Below are 15184 nucleotides of genomic sequence, written 5' to 3'. Positions count from 1 at the left end.
CTCCACATCACCATCAGAAAAACAGTGGCGCCCAGAAAGAAATGCTGCAGGCGGCGGTTGGACTTCAGGATACTCCAGGGCACTCGGTACAAGGCATACCCGAGCACCGGCAGATAGATTAGCAGACTCAACCAGAACCAGTAGCCACTTAACAAGCCAACGGAGATGCTCATGTCGATTACCGAAAGAGAGTTTCAGGGGTGAAATTGGGCGCTATTCTAACCTGCTCCAACAGGCCTGTCGGCAGGACTTATGGCGACAGTGGCGCAGCAGTTGATTTACGTCAGATTAGGTTCGGCAGTCAGACTCATCAATACCGCATCTTCGCGCCCATCCAGTGCGGGGTAATAGCCTTTACGCCGTCCGTCCTCGTTGAATCCCAACTTCTTGTAGAGTCGGATTGCTACATCGTTGGAAGCTCTTACTTCCAGCATAAACCGGATTATCTCCGCCTGCTGCAAAGTGTCGATTGATTGGCTTAGGAGCATCGCTGCCAGCCCCTTGCCCTGCTGACCGGGTGCAATGGCGATCTGCAGCAACTCTGCTTCATCCAGCACAGTAGAGAATACGGCAAAACCCACCAACTGGTTCAGCTCGAACAACCCAAAGCAACGGTTACGCGTCTGCTTCAGCTGCGCACTTAGCTGCTGTTCGCTCCAGGGATCGGGGAAGCAGGCGTGTTCGATTGCCAGCCAGGCGGGCAGATCTTCAGCCTCTAGTGGGCGCAGCAGCGGAGTATCAAGCATTGTCCAGGTGTTTCACCAGCGGTTGCAGCTGTTGCCACATCTCCGCTTTAAGCCCTGGAACCTGCATCGCTTCGGTCAGGCTGTGCGTAGCCAGAACCTTGGTATCTGCACGCAGACTAAACAGGATACCACTCAACTGGCTCAACTCTTCGTCACGATCCAGCACCATCTGCGCTGCGCTTTCACCCAGCAACAGAACCGCCTCAACGCCACCTTTCTCCAGCAGCAGATCAAGCTTGTGCTGAACGGTTTGCAACGCATCATCGTATCCTTGCGGCAATGTTGGACTGGCAAACGCAGGCCAAGGTAACAGGGAAGGTTTCTCTTGCAGCGCAACCTGGGCACCGCTGACGCTGCGCACGATGGCAGCGGCCAGTGCATCATGCTGCTTCGAGTAGTCCTGCAGCGACTGTGGCGGTAGGCTGTCCACCACCAGCACACGGCCGTAACGGGCCAGGGCCAGCTTAAAGCGTGGTTGCGGTTTGGTTGGTTTCTGCGCGTCGGTGTCACTGTGAGCCGTGTCATCAGCCACCGGCTCCAACACCGGCTTGGCCGCTGGTTTCTGCGGCTCAGCGGGTGCGTCTTTTTTCCACAGCGCCTCTTTCACTTCCGGCTTCGGTGCATCACCAAAGCTGCGGGTCAGGCTGGCACGGGCTGCGGCGGGGTCAACGTTCAACGCGGCTTTTGCTTCCGCGACCGATGTCCCCGGTGTGCCTTTTTCGGCAAACGGGATATCCGGTGCCGGATAGCTGAAATCCCATATCCAGTCCGCCGAGGGCGCCGCCCCCGGCAACACATCACGCGGCAGCCAACTGGAGATACCGAGCGCATCCAGATACTGGTGGCGCTGCTGTTCTTCGATCATCCGCTACCGCTCCTGTGTAAGACTGTCAGTTAAACCGTTTTGCTGTTTAAACTTGCGGGTGTGCTTTTTCGATGTTGGCATCCAACATATTCAGCGCATGCACATAAGCCTTGGCAGAGGCGATGATGATATCGGTATCAGCACCCAGACCGTTGACGATACGACCACCGTTTTCCAGACGTACGGTCACTTCACCCTGGGAATCGGTCCCTTCGGTCACCGCGTTCACAGAGTAGATCTGCAGGCTGGCACCGGAGTTGGCAATCGATTCGATCGCTTTGAACGCCGCATCCACCGGACCACCACCTTCGGACTCGGCGTTGTACTCAACATCATTAACAGTCAGAACTACCTTGGCGACTGGTGTTTCACCGGTCTGGGAAGTGACGGAGATGCTGCTCAGCTTGAACTTCTCATTGCTCGCCGTTGCACGGGTGTCGCTCACCAGCGCCACCAAGTCTTCGTCGAAAATCTCGTGTTTCTTGTCGGCCAGGTCCTTGAAATGCGCAAACGCGTCGTTCAGCTCCTTGTCGGAGGCAAAGGTGGTACCCAGCTCTTCCAGACGGCTGCGGAACGCGGCACGGCCAGAGTGCTTACCCATCACCATACGGTTGGTCTTCCAACCTACATCCTGAGCGGTCATGATCTCGTAGGTTTCACGGTGTTTCAGTACGCCGTCCTGGTGGATACCGGATTCGTGTGCAAAGGCGTTGGCCCCCACAATCGCTTTGTTCGGCTGTACCGGGAAGCCGGTTACGCTGGACACCAGACGGGAGGCCGGCACGATCTGCGTAGTATCCAGGCCGGTGGACACACCCAGACGGTCCTGACGGGTACGGATCGCCATCACGATCTCTTCCAGGGAGGCGTTACCGGCACGCTCACCCAGGCCGTTGATGGTACATTCCACCTGACGGGCACCGGCCTGCACCGCGGCCAGGGAGTTGGCTACCGCCAGACCCAGGTCGTTGTGACAGTGCACGGAGAAAATCGCTTTGTCGGAGTTCGGGATACGCTCGATCAGCTGACCGATGGTGTGACCAAACTCTTCCGGTACCGCGTAACCCACGGTATCAGGGATGTTGATGGTGCGTGCCCCGGCATCAATGACCGCTTCGATGATGCGGCACATGAAATCCAGTTCGGAGCGACTCGCGTCCTCCAGGGAGAACTCCACGTCATCGATCAGGTTACGCGCGCGTTTAACCGCGTGTACCGCCTGCGCCACCACCTGATCCGGCTCCATCTGCAGCTTGTACTGCATGTGGATCGGCGAGGTTGCGATGAAGGTGTGGATACGGCCGGAGTTGGCGTTCTTCAGAGCTTCACCGGCACGATCAATATCCGCATCCAGGGCACGGGATAGGGAACATACGGTGCTGTCCTTCACTGTGTTGGCGATGGACTGCACGGATTCGAAGTCACCCGGGCTGGCGATCGCAAAGCCGGCTTCGATCACATCCACGCGCATCTTCTCCAGCTGCTTGGCAACACGCAGCTTTTCATCTTTTGTCATGGATGCGCCAGGGCTCTGCTCGCCGTCACGCAAAGTGGTATCGAAAATAATGACGCGGTTATTGTCGCTCATTGGAGATGCTCCATATTCAAATGGCGCCCCGTTACTAATCAGTACGTGGCGCGGAATGCTGTAAAACTAAAAAACGGAGAAGGACGGAGTTATATAGAAAGTATACTGCCTTACGGCAGTCGTAGCAGCGCCGCAAGAGGAGACAGGTAGAGAGGAGTGACAACGTCAGACGGACCGTTGTACATACTGCTTGTCTGACTGCTTGTGAAACAGTTCCCTGCGTTTTGCATAGCCGTTCAGTGCGGTTTTTTGGTTTATATTATGACCACCTACTATAACGCGCAGTTGGTCATTTGCAAGCATCTGCAACTACAATGAGAGCGCACCTGGCACGATTGTCGTACCGAAGAATTACAACCGCTGAGATACAGGAAGTTAAGCCGATGGCCAACGTATTTGATCACCCCGTCGACCGCAGTAATACCTCAAGCCTGAAGTGGGAAAAGTACCGCGACAGTGATGTATTACCGATGTGGGTTGCCGACACCGACTTTATGTCTCCGCCGGCCATTGCCGACGCCCTGCACGAACGCGTGAACCACGGTGTATTTGGTTACACCAACACCCCGGAAGAACTGGACAACCTGGTGATCGAACGCCTGCAACGCCTCTACCAGTGGCCGGTTGAGAGAGACTGGCTAGTATGGCTGCCGGGTCTGGTATGCGGCCTCAACCTGGCCTGCCGTGCGGTGGGTGAAAGCCAGGATCAGGTGTTCTCCCCAAAACCGGTCTATCCACCGTTTATGTCCTCGCCGCGCCTGTCTGATCGTCAGCTGGTGTCCGTGCCACTCAAGGAGAGCGACAACCGTTGGACGTTGGATCTGGAGGCACTGGAAGCATCCATCACACCACAGTCCAAGATCCTGCTGTTCTGCAACCCACACAACCCGGGTGGCGCCGTCTATCGTCGAGAAGAGCTGGAGGCCCTCGCCGAACTGGTAATTAAACACGACTTGATGGTCTGCTCCGATGAGATCCATTGCGACCTGATTCTTGAACCGGGCCTGCAGCATATTCCACTGGGCTCATTGAATGACGAGATCGCGGCCCGCAGCATCACCCTGATGGCGCCGAGCAAAACCTACAACATCGCGGGGCTGGCCTGCTCCTTTGCCGTAATTCCCGACCGCCAGCTACGCCAACAATTCCTGCGCCAAATGAAAGGCATTGTGCCGGATGTGAACCTGCTGGGTTACACCGCTGCTATCGCCGCCTACAAGCATGGGGATGAGTGGAACAAACAGCAGCTGGACTACCTTCGCGACAACCGCGACTACCTGGTGCACGAGATCAACCAGATCCCGGGCCTGAAGCTGGCACCGATCGAAGCGACCTACCTGGCGTGGATTGATGTCTCCGGCGCCAAGCTGGATAACCCTCAGCACTTCTTTGAACAGGCGGGTGTAGGTATGTCACCGGGGCGGGATTTTGGTGATGACCGTTACGTGCGGCTGAACTTTGGTTGTCGCCGCGAGTTGCTGGAAGAGGCGGTTAATCGTATCCGCCGGGCAATTTTGGGCGAACTACCTGCTTAACCAGAAAATGAGAGTGTTGGGCATCGCCGTAGACGATGGCCAACCTACAAAAGCACGTGCGGCGCGCTACAATTCCCCTGTAGGTTAGTCATCGCAATGCGATGCCTAACTTGTTGCCCCCCGCTTCGTAGCGGCCAATCCTCGCAGCGTTCAGGCACGTTCGATCGGGAAGGCAATCACGTCCTGGATAGAGTCTACACCCAGCGCCAACATCACCAAACGATCCACACCCAAGGCCACGCCGGCACAATCCGGAATGCCTGCTTCCAGCGCGCTTACCAGGCGCATCTCCAGAGGACGTTGCGGCAGCCCCATCTGCTCACGGGTCTGCTGATCCTTGAGCAAACGCTGCTTCTGTTCCTGAGCGTCGGTCAGCTCGTGGTACCCATTCGCCAATTCAATGCCATTCACAAACAGCTCAAAGCGGGCGGCAACCTGCTGGCCCTGCGCATCCGCTTTAATCTGCGCCAGGGCTGCCTGACTTGCAGGGTAGTCGTACACAAACACCGCGCCCAGATCCGCCAGCTTGGGTTCGATTACATGGGACATCAGCAGATTGAGCCAGGTATCCCGCTCATCGTCCTCCAGCTCGATATCCACATGCTTGCGGGTTTCAGCCACTAGCGTCTGCAGGGGTGCCGTGTGGGGATCGATATTCAGAACGCGTTTAAACACCTGCGTATAGCTGAGGCGTTCAACGGAATCGAGCTTCAGGATCGGTGTAATCAGATCTGCAATTTCGTCCATCAGTTGCTGATCATCCATACCGGGGCGGTACCACTCCAGCATGGTGAACTCCGGGTTATGACGGCGACTGCCTGATTCCCCGTTACGGAATGCCTTGCCCAGATGAAAGATCGCCCCGCTGCCAGCGGCCAATAAACGCTTCATGGCGTATTCCGGCGAGGTCTGCAGGTAGAGTGGATAACTCTCAGAGCCTACATAGTCGGCATAGAGGGTTTCAATCGTATCGAGAAACGGATCGCTGACCGCACACTGGGACATCAATGGCATCTCCACTTCCAGCACCTCCCGATCGGCAAAGAAGCTGCGGATCTGCGCCATGATTGCTGCCCGCTTGCGCAGGTTGTGAATACTGGCGGTGGGTTGCCAGTGCTGGGGATCGATTGCCATCTTGGAGTTCGCTCTATTTTCTTTCTACAGCTGCCTGAAACGCAAAACGGCAGCCTAAGCTGCCGTTTCCTGATCGTATTCGCGAATTATGCGCGGGATACGTACTCACCAGTACGGGTGTCGATCTTCAGCACGTCGCCCTGGTTGATGAACAGAGGCACACGAACAACAGCGCCGGTCTGCAGCGTAGCTGGCTTGGAACCACCCTGCGCAGTATCACCTTTCAGACCTGGATCAGTTTCAGTTACTTCCAGCTCAACGAAGTTAGGTGGCGTTACAGAGATCGGGTTGTCGTTGAACAGCGTAATCATGCAGGAGTCCTGCTCTTTCAGCCACTTGTGAGAATCGCCCACGGCATTTGCGTCCGCAGCTACCTGCTCGTACGTAGCAGGATCCATGAAGTGCCACATCTCGCCATCGTTGTAGAGGTACTCCATATCGGTATCCATTACGTCCGCACCTTCCACGCTATCGCCAGATTTGAAGGTGCGTTCCCAGGTACGACCGGTCATCAGGTTCTTCAGTTTCACACGGGTGAAGGCCTGACCTTTACCCGGCTTTACCATCTCAACGTCAACCATGTTACATGGGTCGCCGTCGATCATTACCTTAAGGCCGTTTTTAAACTGGTTAGTAGAGTAGTTTGCCATGACTGTCTCGATATCTATTAAAGCGTGAAAGTGGCGCGACTATGGGGGGTGCCCTATACGCATCTGCGAACCAAACCGGGTACCCCAGCGCCATAATTGACAGTTATTCTACTTGAAAGCAGAATGCGAGCAACTTTCACAGCCCCCTGCGACCTGTATTTCCACCCATGAATCTCCCGCTGACCGCTCTCGACAGCTGGCAACAGCTGCTCAGCCATACCATTGATGATCCCGCCGAGCTGATCCGTGCACTGGATCTACCGGAGGATCTGATCGCTCCGGCACAGGCCGCTGCACAGGGATTTCCGCTGCGTGTACCCACGCCTTATCTGCGTCGTATCGAACCGGGCAACCCGGACGATCCACTATTAAAACAGGTACTGCCACTCAGTGCTGAGACGCGTAAAGTGGCCGGTTATGTCACCGATCCGCTGGCCGAAGCCCAGTTCAATCCGCGTCAGGGCTTGGTGCACAAATACCAAGGCCGTGTATTGCTGATCATGACTGGAGCCTGCGCGATCAACTGCCGCTATTGCTTCCGCCGTCACTTTCCGTATGACGAAAACCGTCTCGGCCCAGAACAATGGCAGTCGATGCTGGAATATATTCGTAGCGACACTTCCATCTCAGAGGTGATTCTCTCCGGGGGGGATCCACTTGCGGTATCCGACAGCCGCTTACAGCGGCTGGTGGGTGATCTCTCAGCCATTCCCCATATCAAACGCCTGCGTATTCACAGCCGGTTGCCAGTGGTAATCCCACAGCGGGTTACAGCGGAGATGATCGATATTCTCGGCAGCAGCCGCCTGCTGACCACACTGGTGCTGCACGTTAATCACGCCAACGAAGTGGATGAACAGGTTGGCCATGCCCTGACACAACTGCGGCAGGCCAACATCACGTTGCTCAATCAAGCCGTCCTGCTGCGCGGTATCAACGATTCGGTAGATAGCCTGAAAGCCCTGAGCGAAGAGCTGTTTAACTGGGGCGTACTGCCCTACTATCTGTTTGTGCTTGATCCGGTTGAGGGTGCCGCCCACTTCGACATCCCGGATGAAGAAGCACAACAGCTGGTAGGTCAACTGCAAGGCACGTTACCCGGATATCTGGTACCCAGACTGGCGCGGGAGATCCCTGATCGCCCGGCAAAAACCGTACTACCAACTGTCATCGGATAATGGAAAAATAGCGGTTCAGATCACGCAACGGATATAGCCCCCTCATGACACGGATTTTTGCAGTAACGTTTATCTGGCTCAGTCATATTGCGCTTGCAAGCGCCGCCAATCACCTGCCGTATATTTCCCGCATCTCAGCGGTTGCTCCGGATGTCATCAGCATTGAGATTCAGGCTGGTAAACGTGTCCCGGCCTTGCAGCAGCCGTACAGCAAGGGAATTCTGGACTGGGTGGATGACAGCCGTGATCGTCACCGCTGGATACGTCAGGGCAAAGACGTATTGGGCGCCGTCGTTGGCCCTAAGCAGGATGTACTGTATCCGTTTGATGAGTTCAGCGGCGCCAAGCTGGATACCCGCTGGGCCGATTCTGCCTCCAGCTATCTGCTGAAATCCAGCGTAGACATCAACTACAGCAACGGCATCAAACCAACGGTGGTCTACCGTAAAAGCCGCCCCAGTGACATGGCGCGCACCGGTTTCTGGGCTTTCAACTGGCCAATGACCCACTACCTCTATCTCAAACTGCCCAAGCCCTTGAAAGAGGGCACGCAGTACGAGATCGAATTCAAAAACAGCAGCATCAGCCGCCAGACCTATATCCACAACACCCGTAATGTGCGCAGTGAAGCCGTGCATGTGTCCCAGATTGGATTCCGTCCAGACGATCCACGTAAGGTCGCATTCCTCTCTTTGTGGCGCGGCAACGGAGAAAGCCAACCGTACAACGACGGCCTGCCCTTTGCGGTGATCAACAGCAAAACCCAACAGATCGTCTATCGCGGTAAAACCAAGCTCACCCGCTCCCGTTACGAAGCGGAAGATGCCTATAAGCAGAACTACACCGGCGCCGACGTATATGTGATGCAGTTTGACGACCTGAAAACCCAGGGCGAATACCGTGTTTGTGTCAAAGGTGTGGGCTGTTCCTACAACTTCCCGATCAGTAAAGATGCCTGGCGGAATGCCTTCGCCACCTCGGTCCGTGGTCTGTTCCATCAGCGTAGCGGTATAGAACTGGGTCCGCCTTACACCCAATACCGCCGCCCACGTAACATGCACCCGGATGACGGCGTTGTGGTGTATCACTCACGCACTCCATTAATGGATACCATGAACGGTATCAACGCGCGCGGCACGGCCAAAGACAACTTCAGCGATCTGATCAACGGTAAAACCAGTCTGGTGGTGAAAAATGCCTGGGGTGGCTATGCCGACGCCGGTGACTGGGACCGCCGCATCCAGCACCTGAACAGCACGCGCCTGCTGCTGGAACTCGCCGAGTTGAATCCACAGTATTTCGCCAAACTGAACCTGAACATTCCGGAATCCAGAAATAAATTGCCGGACCTGCTCGACGAAGCAGTCTGGGGATTGGATTTCTTCCGTCGTCTGCAAACGCCAGAAGGAGGAATCCGCGGTGGTATCGAATCGATGGATCACCCGCGTCACGGGGAAGGCAGCTGGCAGGAATCCCAGACGCTGATGGCCTATGCGCCAGGGTTCTGGTCCAGCCATATCTATGCTGGGGTCGCCGCCCGTGCGGCCCGCATCCTGAAACCGTATGACGCCAAACTAGCCGCGACCTACGAAGCTTCCGCCCTTAAAGCGATGAACTGGGCCGAAGAGGAATACAAACGCCGTGCTCATCGGGAGATGCCTCACCAGGCACGTGACGACCGTAACCTGGCTGCAGCCGAACTGTTCCGCCTAACCGGCAACGAAACCTGGCACCGCCTGTTCCGACAGACCTCAGAGTTCCACAAGGCATCAGCACCGTTGAAGAAGTGGCAACACCACGACCAGACCGAAGCGGCCTTTGTCTATGTAAACACACCCGGAGCGGACGCGCTGATCAAACGTAACGCCGAGATGGCGATCCTGCGTGAAGCGGACGAAAGCATCCGTATCGGTCAGCGCACCGCCTTCAAGTGGACCAAACGCAACGCCTGGGCATGGATCGGCTGGGGCAACCTGACCGTGCCTGATGCCTCTACCTTAGTGCGGGCCCACTACCTGACCGGGAAACGCCAGTACCTGGATGCCGCGCTGTTGGCGACCCAGTACGGTGCCGGTGCAAACCCGCTGAACATGGTATTCACCACTGGCGTGGGCGAAAACTCGCCCAAGAATCCTTTAGTTCAGGATCAGCGCGTTTCCAGCCAGCAACCACCGGAAGGGATCACCGTGAACGGCCCTCTGGAAACCAAGCGCCAGCTCAACCACTGGCTGGCGAAGCTGTTCGCCGATGAGATCTACCCGCGTCATGCCCTCTGGCCAACGGCCGAAGCCTACTTTGACGTATACGATTTCGCCGCGCTGAACGAGTTCACAGTGCAGTCCACCATCGGCCCCAATGCCTATATCTGGGGCTATCTGGCAGCACGTAAATAAACACTTTTTTATACGGTGGCAGGAAGCTGGCCGAACAACGCAATCGACTGATACACCTATATGACAGCGACTCACAGCTCACACCACCGCCCCCTGATCATCGCCCTGGTGCTGCATAGCGTCCTCTGGCTGTTGCTGCCGAGCCTTTTGCAACCCAACGCCAACCTGGACGTAGTCGAAGGCCTGACTTGGGGCCAGGAGTGGCAACTGGGCTACGACAAACACCCCCTGCTGGCGCCTTGGCTGACCTACGCAATCACCCTGCTGTCCCCCGGCAGTAACTGGCCGGTCTTCCTGCTCAGCCAGATCGCTGTCATCACGGCATTTGGCGCCCAATATGCGGTGGCACGTAACTTTGTCAGCCGCGAACCTGCACTGGTTTCCACCCTGCTGCTGACTATGGTGCCGTACTACAATTACCTGACGCCTGAGTTTAATCCCAACATTCTGCAGCTGGCGATCTGGGCGCTGATCGGCTACTTCGGCTTCCGCGCCATCAACCATAACCTGATCCGGGACTGGATACTGTTGGGCATCTGTGGCGGCCTGGCGATGCTGACCAAGTACTATTCAGTGGTATTGCTGCTGGCGATCGCCTGCTATTTCCTGACACCTGCCGGCCGCGTGCACTGGAAGGAGAAAGGCCTCTATATTGCCCTGGCATCGGCGGTCCTGGTGTGGCTGCCCAACCTGATCTGGTTGATCGACCACGACTTCAGCACCATCCGCTACGGCGCCGCCCGCGGCAGTGGCAGCGAAAAAGAGCTGATCGATCACCTGCTGAATCCGCTGCGCTTTGGCATCTCCCAGCTGTTGGTTTTGATCATTCTGCTACCAACGTTCTTTCTGTTACTGCGTAGTGGTGATAGGTATCCACCCGCCAAAGGCACACGAGCAGCAGCCAACCGCACCTATCTGACCCTTCTGACCTTCGGCCCAATGGTAATCACTTTGCTGATCTCACTGGGTACCGGTATGAAGCTGCGCTCAATGTGGGGCACACCGTTGTTCACCTTCTTGCCGCTTTGGCTGATGGTGTTCTCCGGTGTGGTGCTGAGTGACGGTCGCATCAGAAAGCTAATGCGTGTCTGGATGATCACCAGCCTCTTCTTCGCCAGCGTATTTATCGCCGAAATGCTGATCGCTCCTCAGTTTGGCAAGCTGAAAAAGCGCGCCCATTTCCCGGGCGAAGCGATGGCAACCGAACTGACCGAGGCATGGAAAGAACGTTATCCACAACCACTTAATTTCGTGGTGGGATCGATCTGGATCGGAGGCAATATGGCCTACTATTCTGACCAGCACCCTTCAATTCTCTACGATGCGGATAACAGTCGCAGTCCTTGGGTCGACAACGCGGACCTGTTAGCGCAAGGCGGGCTGATCATCTGGAACGAAAGCATGGACGGGGAAAAGGCGCAGTATCAGAAACTGCTGAAGCTCTACCCTGAGGCCCAAATTCAACCGACGCGTGAATACCCATGGCACCTGAATAGCGAACGCGAACCTGTGCGAATTGGCTGGGCGATTCTGCCTCCGGCGCACGAAGACAAAGTCGCGGCTCAGAGACAGCAATAGTACTAAGACGAACCGTCTAGATCCTTAGAAGATCCAAAGGCGGCTTACGATGTAGGTCGCCGGCGGCACTGTCAAAACAACACAGAGAAAACCAATTAGGTAGTGATAGCCCAACTGAACTACAACCAGCTCCATGATCGCCACATTGGCCAGGAACCCAACAATAGCCGTGAGCAGAAATTTGCTCGCGGCCTGCTTATGCCCGGCGTCGGAGTCAAAGGTCCAGCGGTGGTGCCCCAGATAACTCACACCAAACGCCACCAAAAAGGCACTGATATTGGCAAGCTGCACCGGCAGCGCCAATAACTCGATCTGCAGCGACAAAATAGCCGCATGTACCAGCGTTGCCGCGATCCCCACCAGCCCGAAACGGGCGATCTGAAAGCGAAACAGCATCAGCGTCGTGACCTCAGCTCATTCTCTTCCGGATCTACGATATAGTGCGGGCGTTTCTTCACCTCCAGGTAGATCCGCCCCACGTACTCACCAATCACGCCCAGAGACAACAACTGCACACCGCCCAGGAATAGGACAATAACCATTGTGGAGGCGTAACCCGGTACATCGATCCCCAAAATCAGGGTCTTAAAGATAATCACCAGACCGTAGAGAAAAGCAACGCCCGCGACACCCATTCCGACATAACTCCACACCTTCAGCGGCAAGGTGGAAAACGCGGTGATGCCGTCCAGTGCTAAGCGCCAGAGATTGCGGAAATTCAGGCTTTCTTTGCCATCGTGACGCGGTGGGCGCTCATACTCCACAGCAGTGCTTTTAAACCCAACCCAAGAGAACAACCCTTTCATAAAGCGTGCGCTCTCACCAAGTTTTTTCACCTCATCCAGGACCTTGCGGTCCATCAAGCGGAAATCACCAGTGTTGTCAGGAATCGGGCGATCGGCAATGGCATTAAACAGCTTGTAGTACCACACTGCCGTCGCCCGCTTGGCCCAGGTATCCGTGTCACGTAGGGTACGGCGTGCGTATACCACATCGTAGCCTTCACGCCACTTGGCAATCATCTGAGGAATCAACTCGGGCGGGTCTTGCAGGTCGCTGTCCATCGGGATGATCACGTCACCACTAGCATGGTCGAGGCCTGCCGTCAGTGCGTTTTCTTTACCGAAATTTCGCGACAGATTGACCACCCGTACCACCGGCTCTTTTTCGCGCCAGCGGCGCAGCTGCTCCAACGTGCTATCACGGCTACCATCGTTTACGCAGACAATCTCAATCGAGTCACTTTCCGCTCGTATAATCGGCAGTACCCGATTGAAGAACTCATCAACGTTTTCCTCTTCATTGTGAAACGGCGCAACAATGGATATTTTCATCGGTGATTCCTGACAGCCCCTGTCTTTACATCCTACTTGGCATGGCGGTGTCCAAGCGGAGATTCAAGGCGCCCATTTAACCGCAATTCAACTGGGGGATAAAGCTTCACCCCCGGTTTCTGGCCACGGTTCATCTCTACCCACCTGTCATCCAGAGCAGTGATCCGCTACAGTGAAAAGGCTGTCAACAAACCGATGTATCGTACCTTGAACTATCTCGCCCACCTCTACTTCTCAGATCCAAACGTGCAGTCCCGAGTGGGCAATCTGCTGGGCGACTTTGCCCGGGGTGTTGATATCACTCAGCTATCAGCACCTGTACGCCAAGGCCTGATTAACCACCGCGTGATAGATCAGTTCACCGACACCCATATACAGGTACGCGAACTCAAAACCCTGTTCTCACCTCAACGACGCCGATTCTCGGGTATTGTACTGGACGTACTGTTCGACCATTTCCTGATCCACCACTGGCACCGTTATTCGACCGAATCGCTGGATCAATTTATCGACCAGGCCTACCTCGACCTCCACCGGGGCTATCCTCTGATGCCGGACCGGATGAAGCGGGTGGTGGGTAAAATGATCGACGGTGACTGGATTCGCAGTTATGAGGATATCGATCAGGTAGGGTTTGCCCTGGATCGCATCGCCGGACGGATCCGTTTCCGGAACAACTTCACTGGCTCAATCAGCGAAGTTCAACAACATTACGTCGTTCTGGAAGCAGGTTTCCTACAGTTTTTCCCAGACCTGATCACCTTCCACACGGACAATAAGGCGAAGATACCGACCAATTAACGCCGTTAGCTGCACTTTTAACGACGATTACTGGAATAGGCTATGCTTTACCTGTAGACTGCGCGCAAATTTTGATCAACATAGGCTCAGTTCAGGATGTATCTATCAGTCAGGGCAACGATTGCCACCCTCGTGGTACTGCTGCTCCTTACCTTATCACTCACCCAGCTGGCGCCGTCCAACCAGGACAGTGCAGAGGAAAAAGCGGCTAAGGCAGCGGCATCACAGCCCGCATTGGCAATCACTTACAAGCCGATTCATACCCCGGACGATATCGAAGCGCTGACCCCGCCGCTGATCAAACCGGTGGCTTACACTCGTGTCAGTACACTCGCCACGCTGGAAGTGAGCACCAAGAAGCAGAAATTTTTCGACATGATTCTGCCTGCGGTCCTGATCAGCAAACAACGCCTGGAAGAGAAACGCGAGCGTCTGGCTGAGATCGAAGCGATGGCAACCCCGGACACCAAGTCCAAGGCGTGGCTAAAGGCACAGCTTAAACGCTACAAGGCGCAAGATATCAAGCAGCTGAAGGTAAAACTGGCCGACCATCCAACCAGCATTATCCTGGCCCAGGCCGCGTTGGAAACTGGCTGGGGCACCTCCCGCTTCTTCCTGGAGGGCAACAACATCTTTGGTGTGTGGTCCTTTAATCCGAAAGAACCACGTATGCGCGCCAGCCAGACCCGCGAGGGCAAACCGATCTACGTGAAGCGCTACGGCTCACTGATCGAAGCGGTTGACGACTACTTCGTTACCATCGCACGCGGCGGCCCATACCGAGAGTTCCGTAAGGCGCGTATTCAAACCAACGATCCACTGAAGCTGATCAAGCACCTGAATTACTACAGCGAGATCGGTGACGAGTATGTCAGCCGCCTGCGCTCCCTTATCAATCGCAACAAGATGGTCCGCTTCGACAACTATCAATTACAGACTGCTGAAGCGATCTGACCGGCATAAAAAAAGCGTTGTTGTTACAACGCTTTTTTTATCTGCAATTGGTGCCAATTATGACTTAGGTGGCACCGGCATCGGGAAGCTCGTCACCACACCCTTGGCATCGGATACCTTGGCTACACCTTCGGTGGTCACCTCATCAATCCGCACCACCGCCTGCATCGGGATAAAGGAACTTTTCACGTCTGCAAACTGCTGCTTCAGTTTCTCTTCACCCGGATCCACCACCAGCTCGGAGCGGTTGCCGAACACAAACTCCTCAACCTTTAAAAAGCCCCACCGGTCGCTCTGATAAACGTGACGGGCATACAGTTCGTACACCTGATCCTGGTTTATAAATATCACCCGATACATACGATCATCACTGGCCATTGGTGTTCTTCTTACCTCACTTCAAATGCTCACTGCTCGTCTCATATATG

Annotated in this window: 14 protein-coding genes; 6 read left to right on the top strand and 8 right to left on the bottom strand. The window is 55.5% G+C overall.

The window, feature by feature from the left end; all coding sequences use genetic code 11:
* Positions 1 to 278: 278 nt before the first annotated feature.
* From rimI to ACEQ15_RS03615, 3 genes are read right to left on the bottom strand one after another with little or no spacing between them, the layout of a single operon-like run.
* Positions 279 to 746, bottom strand: coding sequence for a ribosomal protein S18-alanine N-acetyltransferase (gene rimI, locus ACEQ15_RS03625; protein ID WP_370277681.1), 468 nt, complete (start codon positions 744 to 746; stop codon positions 279 to 281).
* Positions 739 to 1611 carry a hypothetical protein gene (locus ACEQ15_RS03620; RefSeq protein ID WP_370277680.1) on the bottom strand — a complete coding sequence of 291 codons (873 nt, stop codon included), beginning with the start codon at positions 1609 to 1611 and terminating at the stop codon, positions 739 to 741. The genes rimI and ACEQ15_RS03620 overlap by 8 nt, the downstream gene beginning before the upstream one ends.
* 46 nt (positions 1612 to 1657) lie before the next feature.
* The gene (locus ACEQ15_RS03615) at positions 1658 to 3199 is read right to left on the bottom strand and encodes a 2-isopropylmalate synthase (RefSeq protein ID WP_370277678.1); all 1542 of its coding nucleotides are present in this window, start codon (positions 3197 to 3199) and stop codon (positions 1658 to 1660) included.
* Positions 3200 to 3582: 383 nt separating this feature from the next.
* Here ACEQ15_RS03615 and ACEQ15_RS03610 point away from each other — a divergent pair, with 383 nt between their 5' ends.
* On the top strand, positions 3583 to 4734 hold the full coding sequence (locus tag ACEQ15_RS03610) for a MalY/PatB family protein (RefSeq protein WP_370277677.1): 1152 nt from the start codon (positions 3583 to 3585) through the stop codon (positions 4732 to 4734).
* A 150-nt stretch (positions 4735 to 4884) separates the two neighbouring features.
* Here ACEQ15_RS03610 and epmA read toward each other — a convergent pair whose 3' ends face one another.
* Both epmA and efp read right to left on the bottom strand, forming a co-directional pair.
* Positions 4885 to 5868, bottom strand: coding sequence for an elongation factor P--(R)-beta-lysine ligase (gene epmA / locus ACEQ15_RS03605; RefSeq protein WP_370277676.1), 984 nt, complete (start codon positions 5866 to 5868; stop codon positions 4885 to 4887).
* An 86-nt stretch (positions 5869 to 5954) separates the two neighbouring features.
* A complete protein-coding gene (gene efp, locus ACEQ15_RS03600; RefSeq protein ID WP_282350263.1) occupies positions 5955 to 6518 on the bottom strand; it encodes an elongation factor P in 564 nt (187 codons plus the stop codon).
* A gap of 167 nt (positions 6519 to 6685) precedes the next feature.
* Here efp and epmB point away from each other — a divergent pair, with 167 nt between their 5' ends.
* Genes epmB through ACEQ15_RS03585 form a run of 3 tightly spaced genes read left to right on the top strand, consistent with a single transcriptional unit; the run spans position 6686 to position 11667 of the window.
* Positions 6686 to 7696 carry an EF-P beta-lysylation protein EpmB gene (gene epmB, locus ACEQ15_RS03595; RefSeq protein ID WP_370277675.1) on the top strand — a complete coding sequence of 337 codons (1011 nt, stop codon included), beginning with the start codon at positions 6686 to 6688 and terminating at the stop codon, positions 7694 to 7696.
* Positions 7697 to 7740: 44 nt separating this feature from the next.
* Complete coding sequence (locus ACEQ15_RS03590; RefSeq protein WP_370277674.1) at positions 7741 to 10089, top strand: glycoside hydrolase family 9 protein; 2349 nt, start codon at positions 7741 to 7743, stop codon at positions 10087 to 10089.
* Positions 10090 to 10149: 60 nt separating this feature from the next.
* On the top strand, positions 10150 to 11667 hold the full coding sequence (locus ACEQ15_RS03585; RefSeq protein ID WP_370277673.1) for a glycosyltransferase family 39 protein: 1518 nt from the start codon (positions 10150 to 10152) through the stop codon (positions 11665 to 11667).
* A 24-nt stretch (positions 11668 to 11691) separates the two neighbouring features.
* On the opposite strand, the gene ACEQ15_RS03580 is transcribed toward ACEQ15_RS03585, so the two are convergent.
* Entirely contained in the window at positions 11692 to 12063 is a 372-nt protein-coding gene (locus ACEQ15_RS03580) for a GtrA family protein (RefSeq protein ID WP_370277672.1), read from the bottom strand.
* Complete coding sequence (locus ACEQ15_RS03575) at positions 12063 to 13001, bottom strand: glycosyltransferase family 2 protein (RefSeq protein ID WP_370277671.1); 939 nt, start codon at positions 12999 to 13001, stop codon at positions 12063 to 12065. Before ACEQ15_RS03575 ends, ACEQ15_RS03580 begins: the two co-directional genes overlap by 1 nt.
* Positions 13002 to 13196: 195 nt before the next feature.
* Here ACEQ15_RS03575 and ACEQ15_RS03570 point away from each other — a divergent pair, with 195 nt between their 5' ends.
* Both ACEQ15_RS03570 and ACEQ15_RS03565 read left to right on the top strand, forming a co-directional pair.
* A complete protein-coding gene (locus ACEQ15_RS03570) occupies positions 13197 to 13802 on the top strand; it encodes an ACP phosphodiesterase (RefSeq protein ID WP_370277670.1) in 606 nt (201 codons plus the stop codon).
* A gap of 96 nt (positions 13803 to 13898) precedes the next feature.
* A complete protein-coding gene (locus ACEQ15_RS03565; RefSeq protein WP_370277669.1) occupies positions 13899 to 14756 on the top strand; it encodes a glucosaminidase domain-containing protein in 858 nt (285 codons plus the stop codon).
* A 57-nt stretch (positions 14757 to 14813) separates the two neighbouring features.
* Here ACEQ15_RS03565 and ACEQ15_RS03560 read toward each other — a convergent pair whose 3' ends face one another.
* Entirely contained in the window at positions 14814 to 15134 is a 321-nt protein-coding gene (locus tag ACEQ15_RS03560) for a DUF1820 family protein (RefSeq protein WP_370277667.1), read from the bottom strand.
* Between the last annotated feature and the right edge of the window lie 50 nt (positions 15135 to 15184).

It is taken from the genome of Pontibacterium sp., from assembly GCF_964228735.1.
GTDB lineage: Bacteria > Pseudomonadota > Gammaproteobacteria > Pseudomonadales > Balneatricaceae > Pontibacterium.
The sequence above is the reverse complement of the archived record's forward strand: the minus strand, read 5'-3'. Positions and strand labels throughout refer to the sequence as shown.

Excerpts from the sequence above, each read along its gene's own strand:
- rimI (WP_370277681.1), bottom strand. The coding sequence starts at position 746 with ATGCTTGATACTCCGCTGCTGCGCCCACTAGAGGCTGAAGATCTGCCC.
- ACEQ15_RS03620 (WP_370277680.1), bottom strand. The coding sequence starts at position 1,611 with ATGATCGAAGAACAGCAGCGCCACCAGTATCTGGATGCGCTCGGTATC.
- ACEQ15_RS03615 (WP_370277678.1), bottom strand. The coding sequence starts at position 3,199 with ATGAGCGACAATAACCGCGTCATTATTTTCGATACCACTTTGCGTGAC.
- ACEQ15_RS03610 (WP_370277677.1), top strand. The coding sequence starts at position 3,583 with ATGGCCAACGTATTTGATCACCCCGTCGACCGCAGTAATACCTCAAGC.
- epmA (WP_370277676.1), bottom strand. The coding sequence starts at position 5,868 with ATGGCAATCGATCCCCAGCACTGGCAACCCACCGCCAGTATTCACAAC.
- efp (WP_282350263.1), bottom strand. The coding sequence starts at position 6,518 with ATGGCAAACTACTCTACTAACCAGTTTAAAAACGGCCTTAAGGTAATG.
- epmB (WP_370277675.1), top strand. The coding sequence starts at position 6,686 with ATGAATCTCCCGCTGACCGCTCTCGACAGCTGGCAACAGCTGCTCAGC.
- ACEQ15_RS03590 (WP_370277674.1), top strand. The coding sequence starts at position 7,741 with ATGACACGGATTTTTGCAGTAACGTTTATCTGGCTCAGTCATATTGCG.
- ACEQ15_RS03585 (WP_370277673.1), top strand. The coding sequence starts at position 10,150 with ATGACAGCGACTCACAGCTCACACCACCGCCCCCTGATCATCGCCCTG.
- ACEQ15_RS03580 (WP_370277672.1), bottom strand. The coding sequence starts at position 12,063 with ATGCTGTTTCGCTTTCAGATCGCCCGTTTCGGGCTGGTGGGGATCGCG.
- ACEQ15_RS03575 (WP_370277671.1), bottom strand. The coding sequence starts at position 13,001 with ATGAAAATATCCATTGTTGCGCCGTTTCACAATGAAGAGGAAAACGTT.
- ACEQ15_RS03570 (WP_370277670.1), top strand. The coding sequence starts at position 13,197 with ATGTATCGTACCTTGAACTATCTCGCCCACCTCTACTTCTCAGATCCA.
- ACEQ15_RS03565 (WP_370277669.1), top strand. The coding sequence starts at position 13,899 with ATGTATCTATCAGTCAGGGCAACGATTGCCACCCTCGTGGTACTGCTG.
- ACEQ15_RS03560 (WP_370277667.1), bottom strand. The coding sequence starts at position 15,134 with ATGGCCAGTGATGATCGTATGTATCGGGTGATATTTATAAACCAGGAT.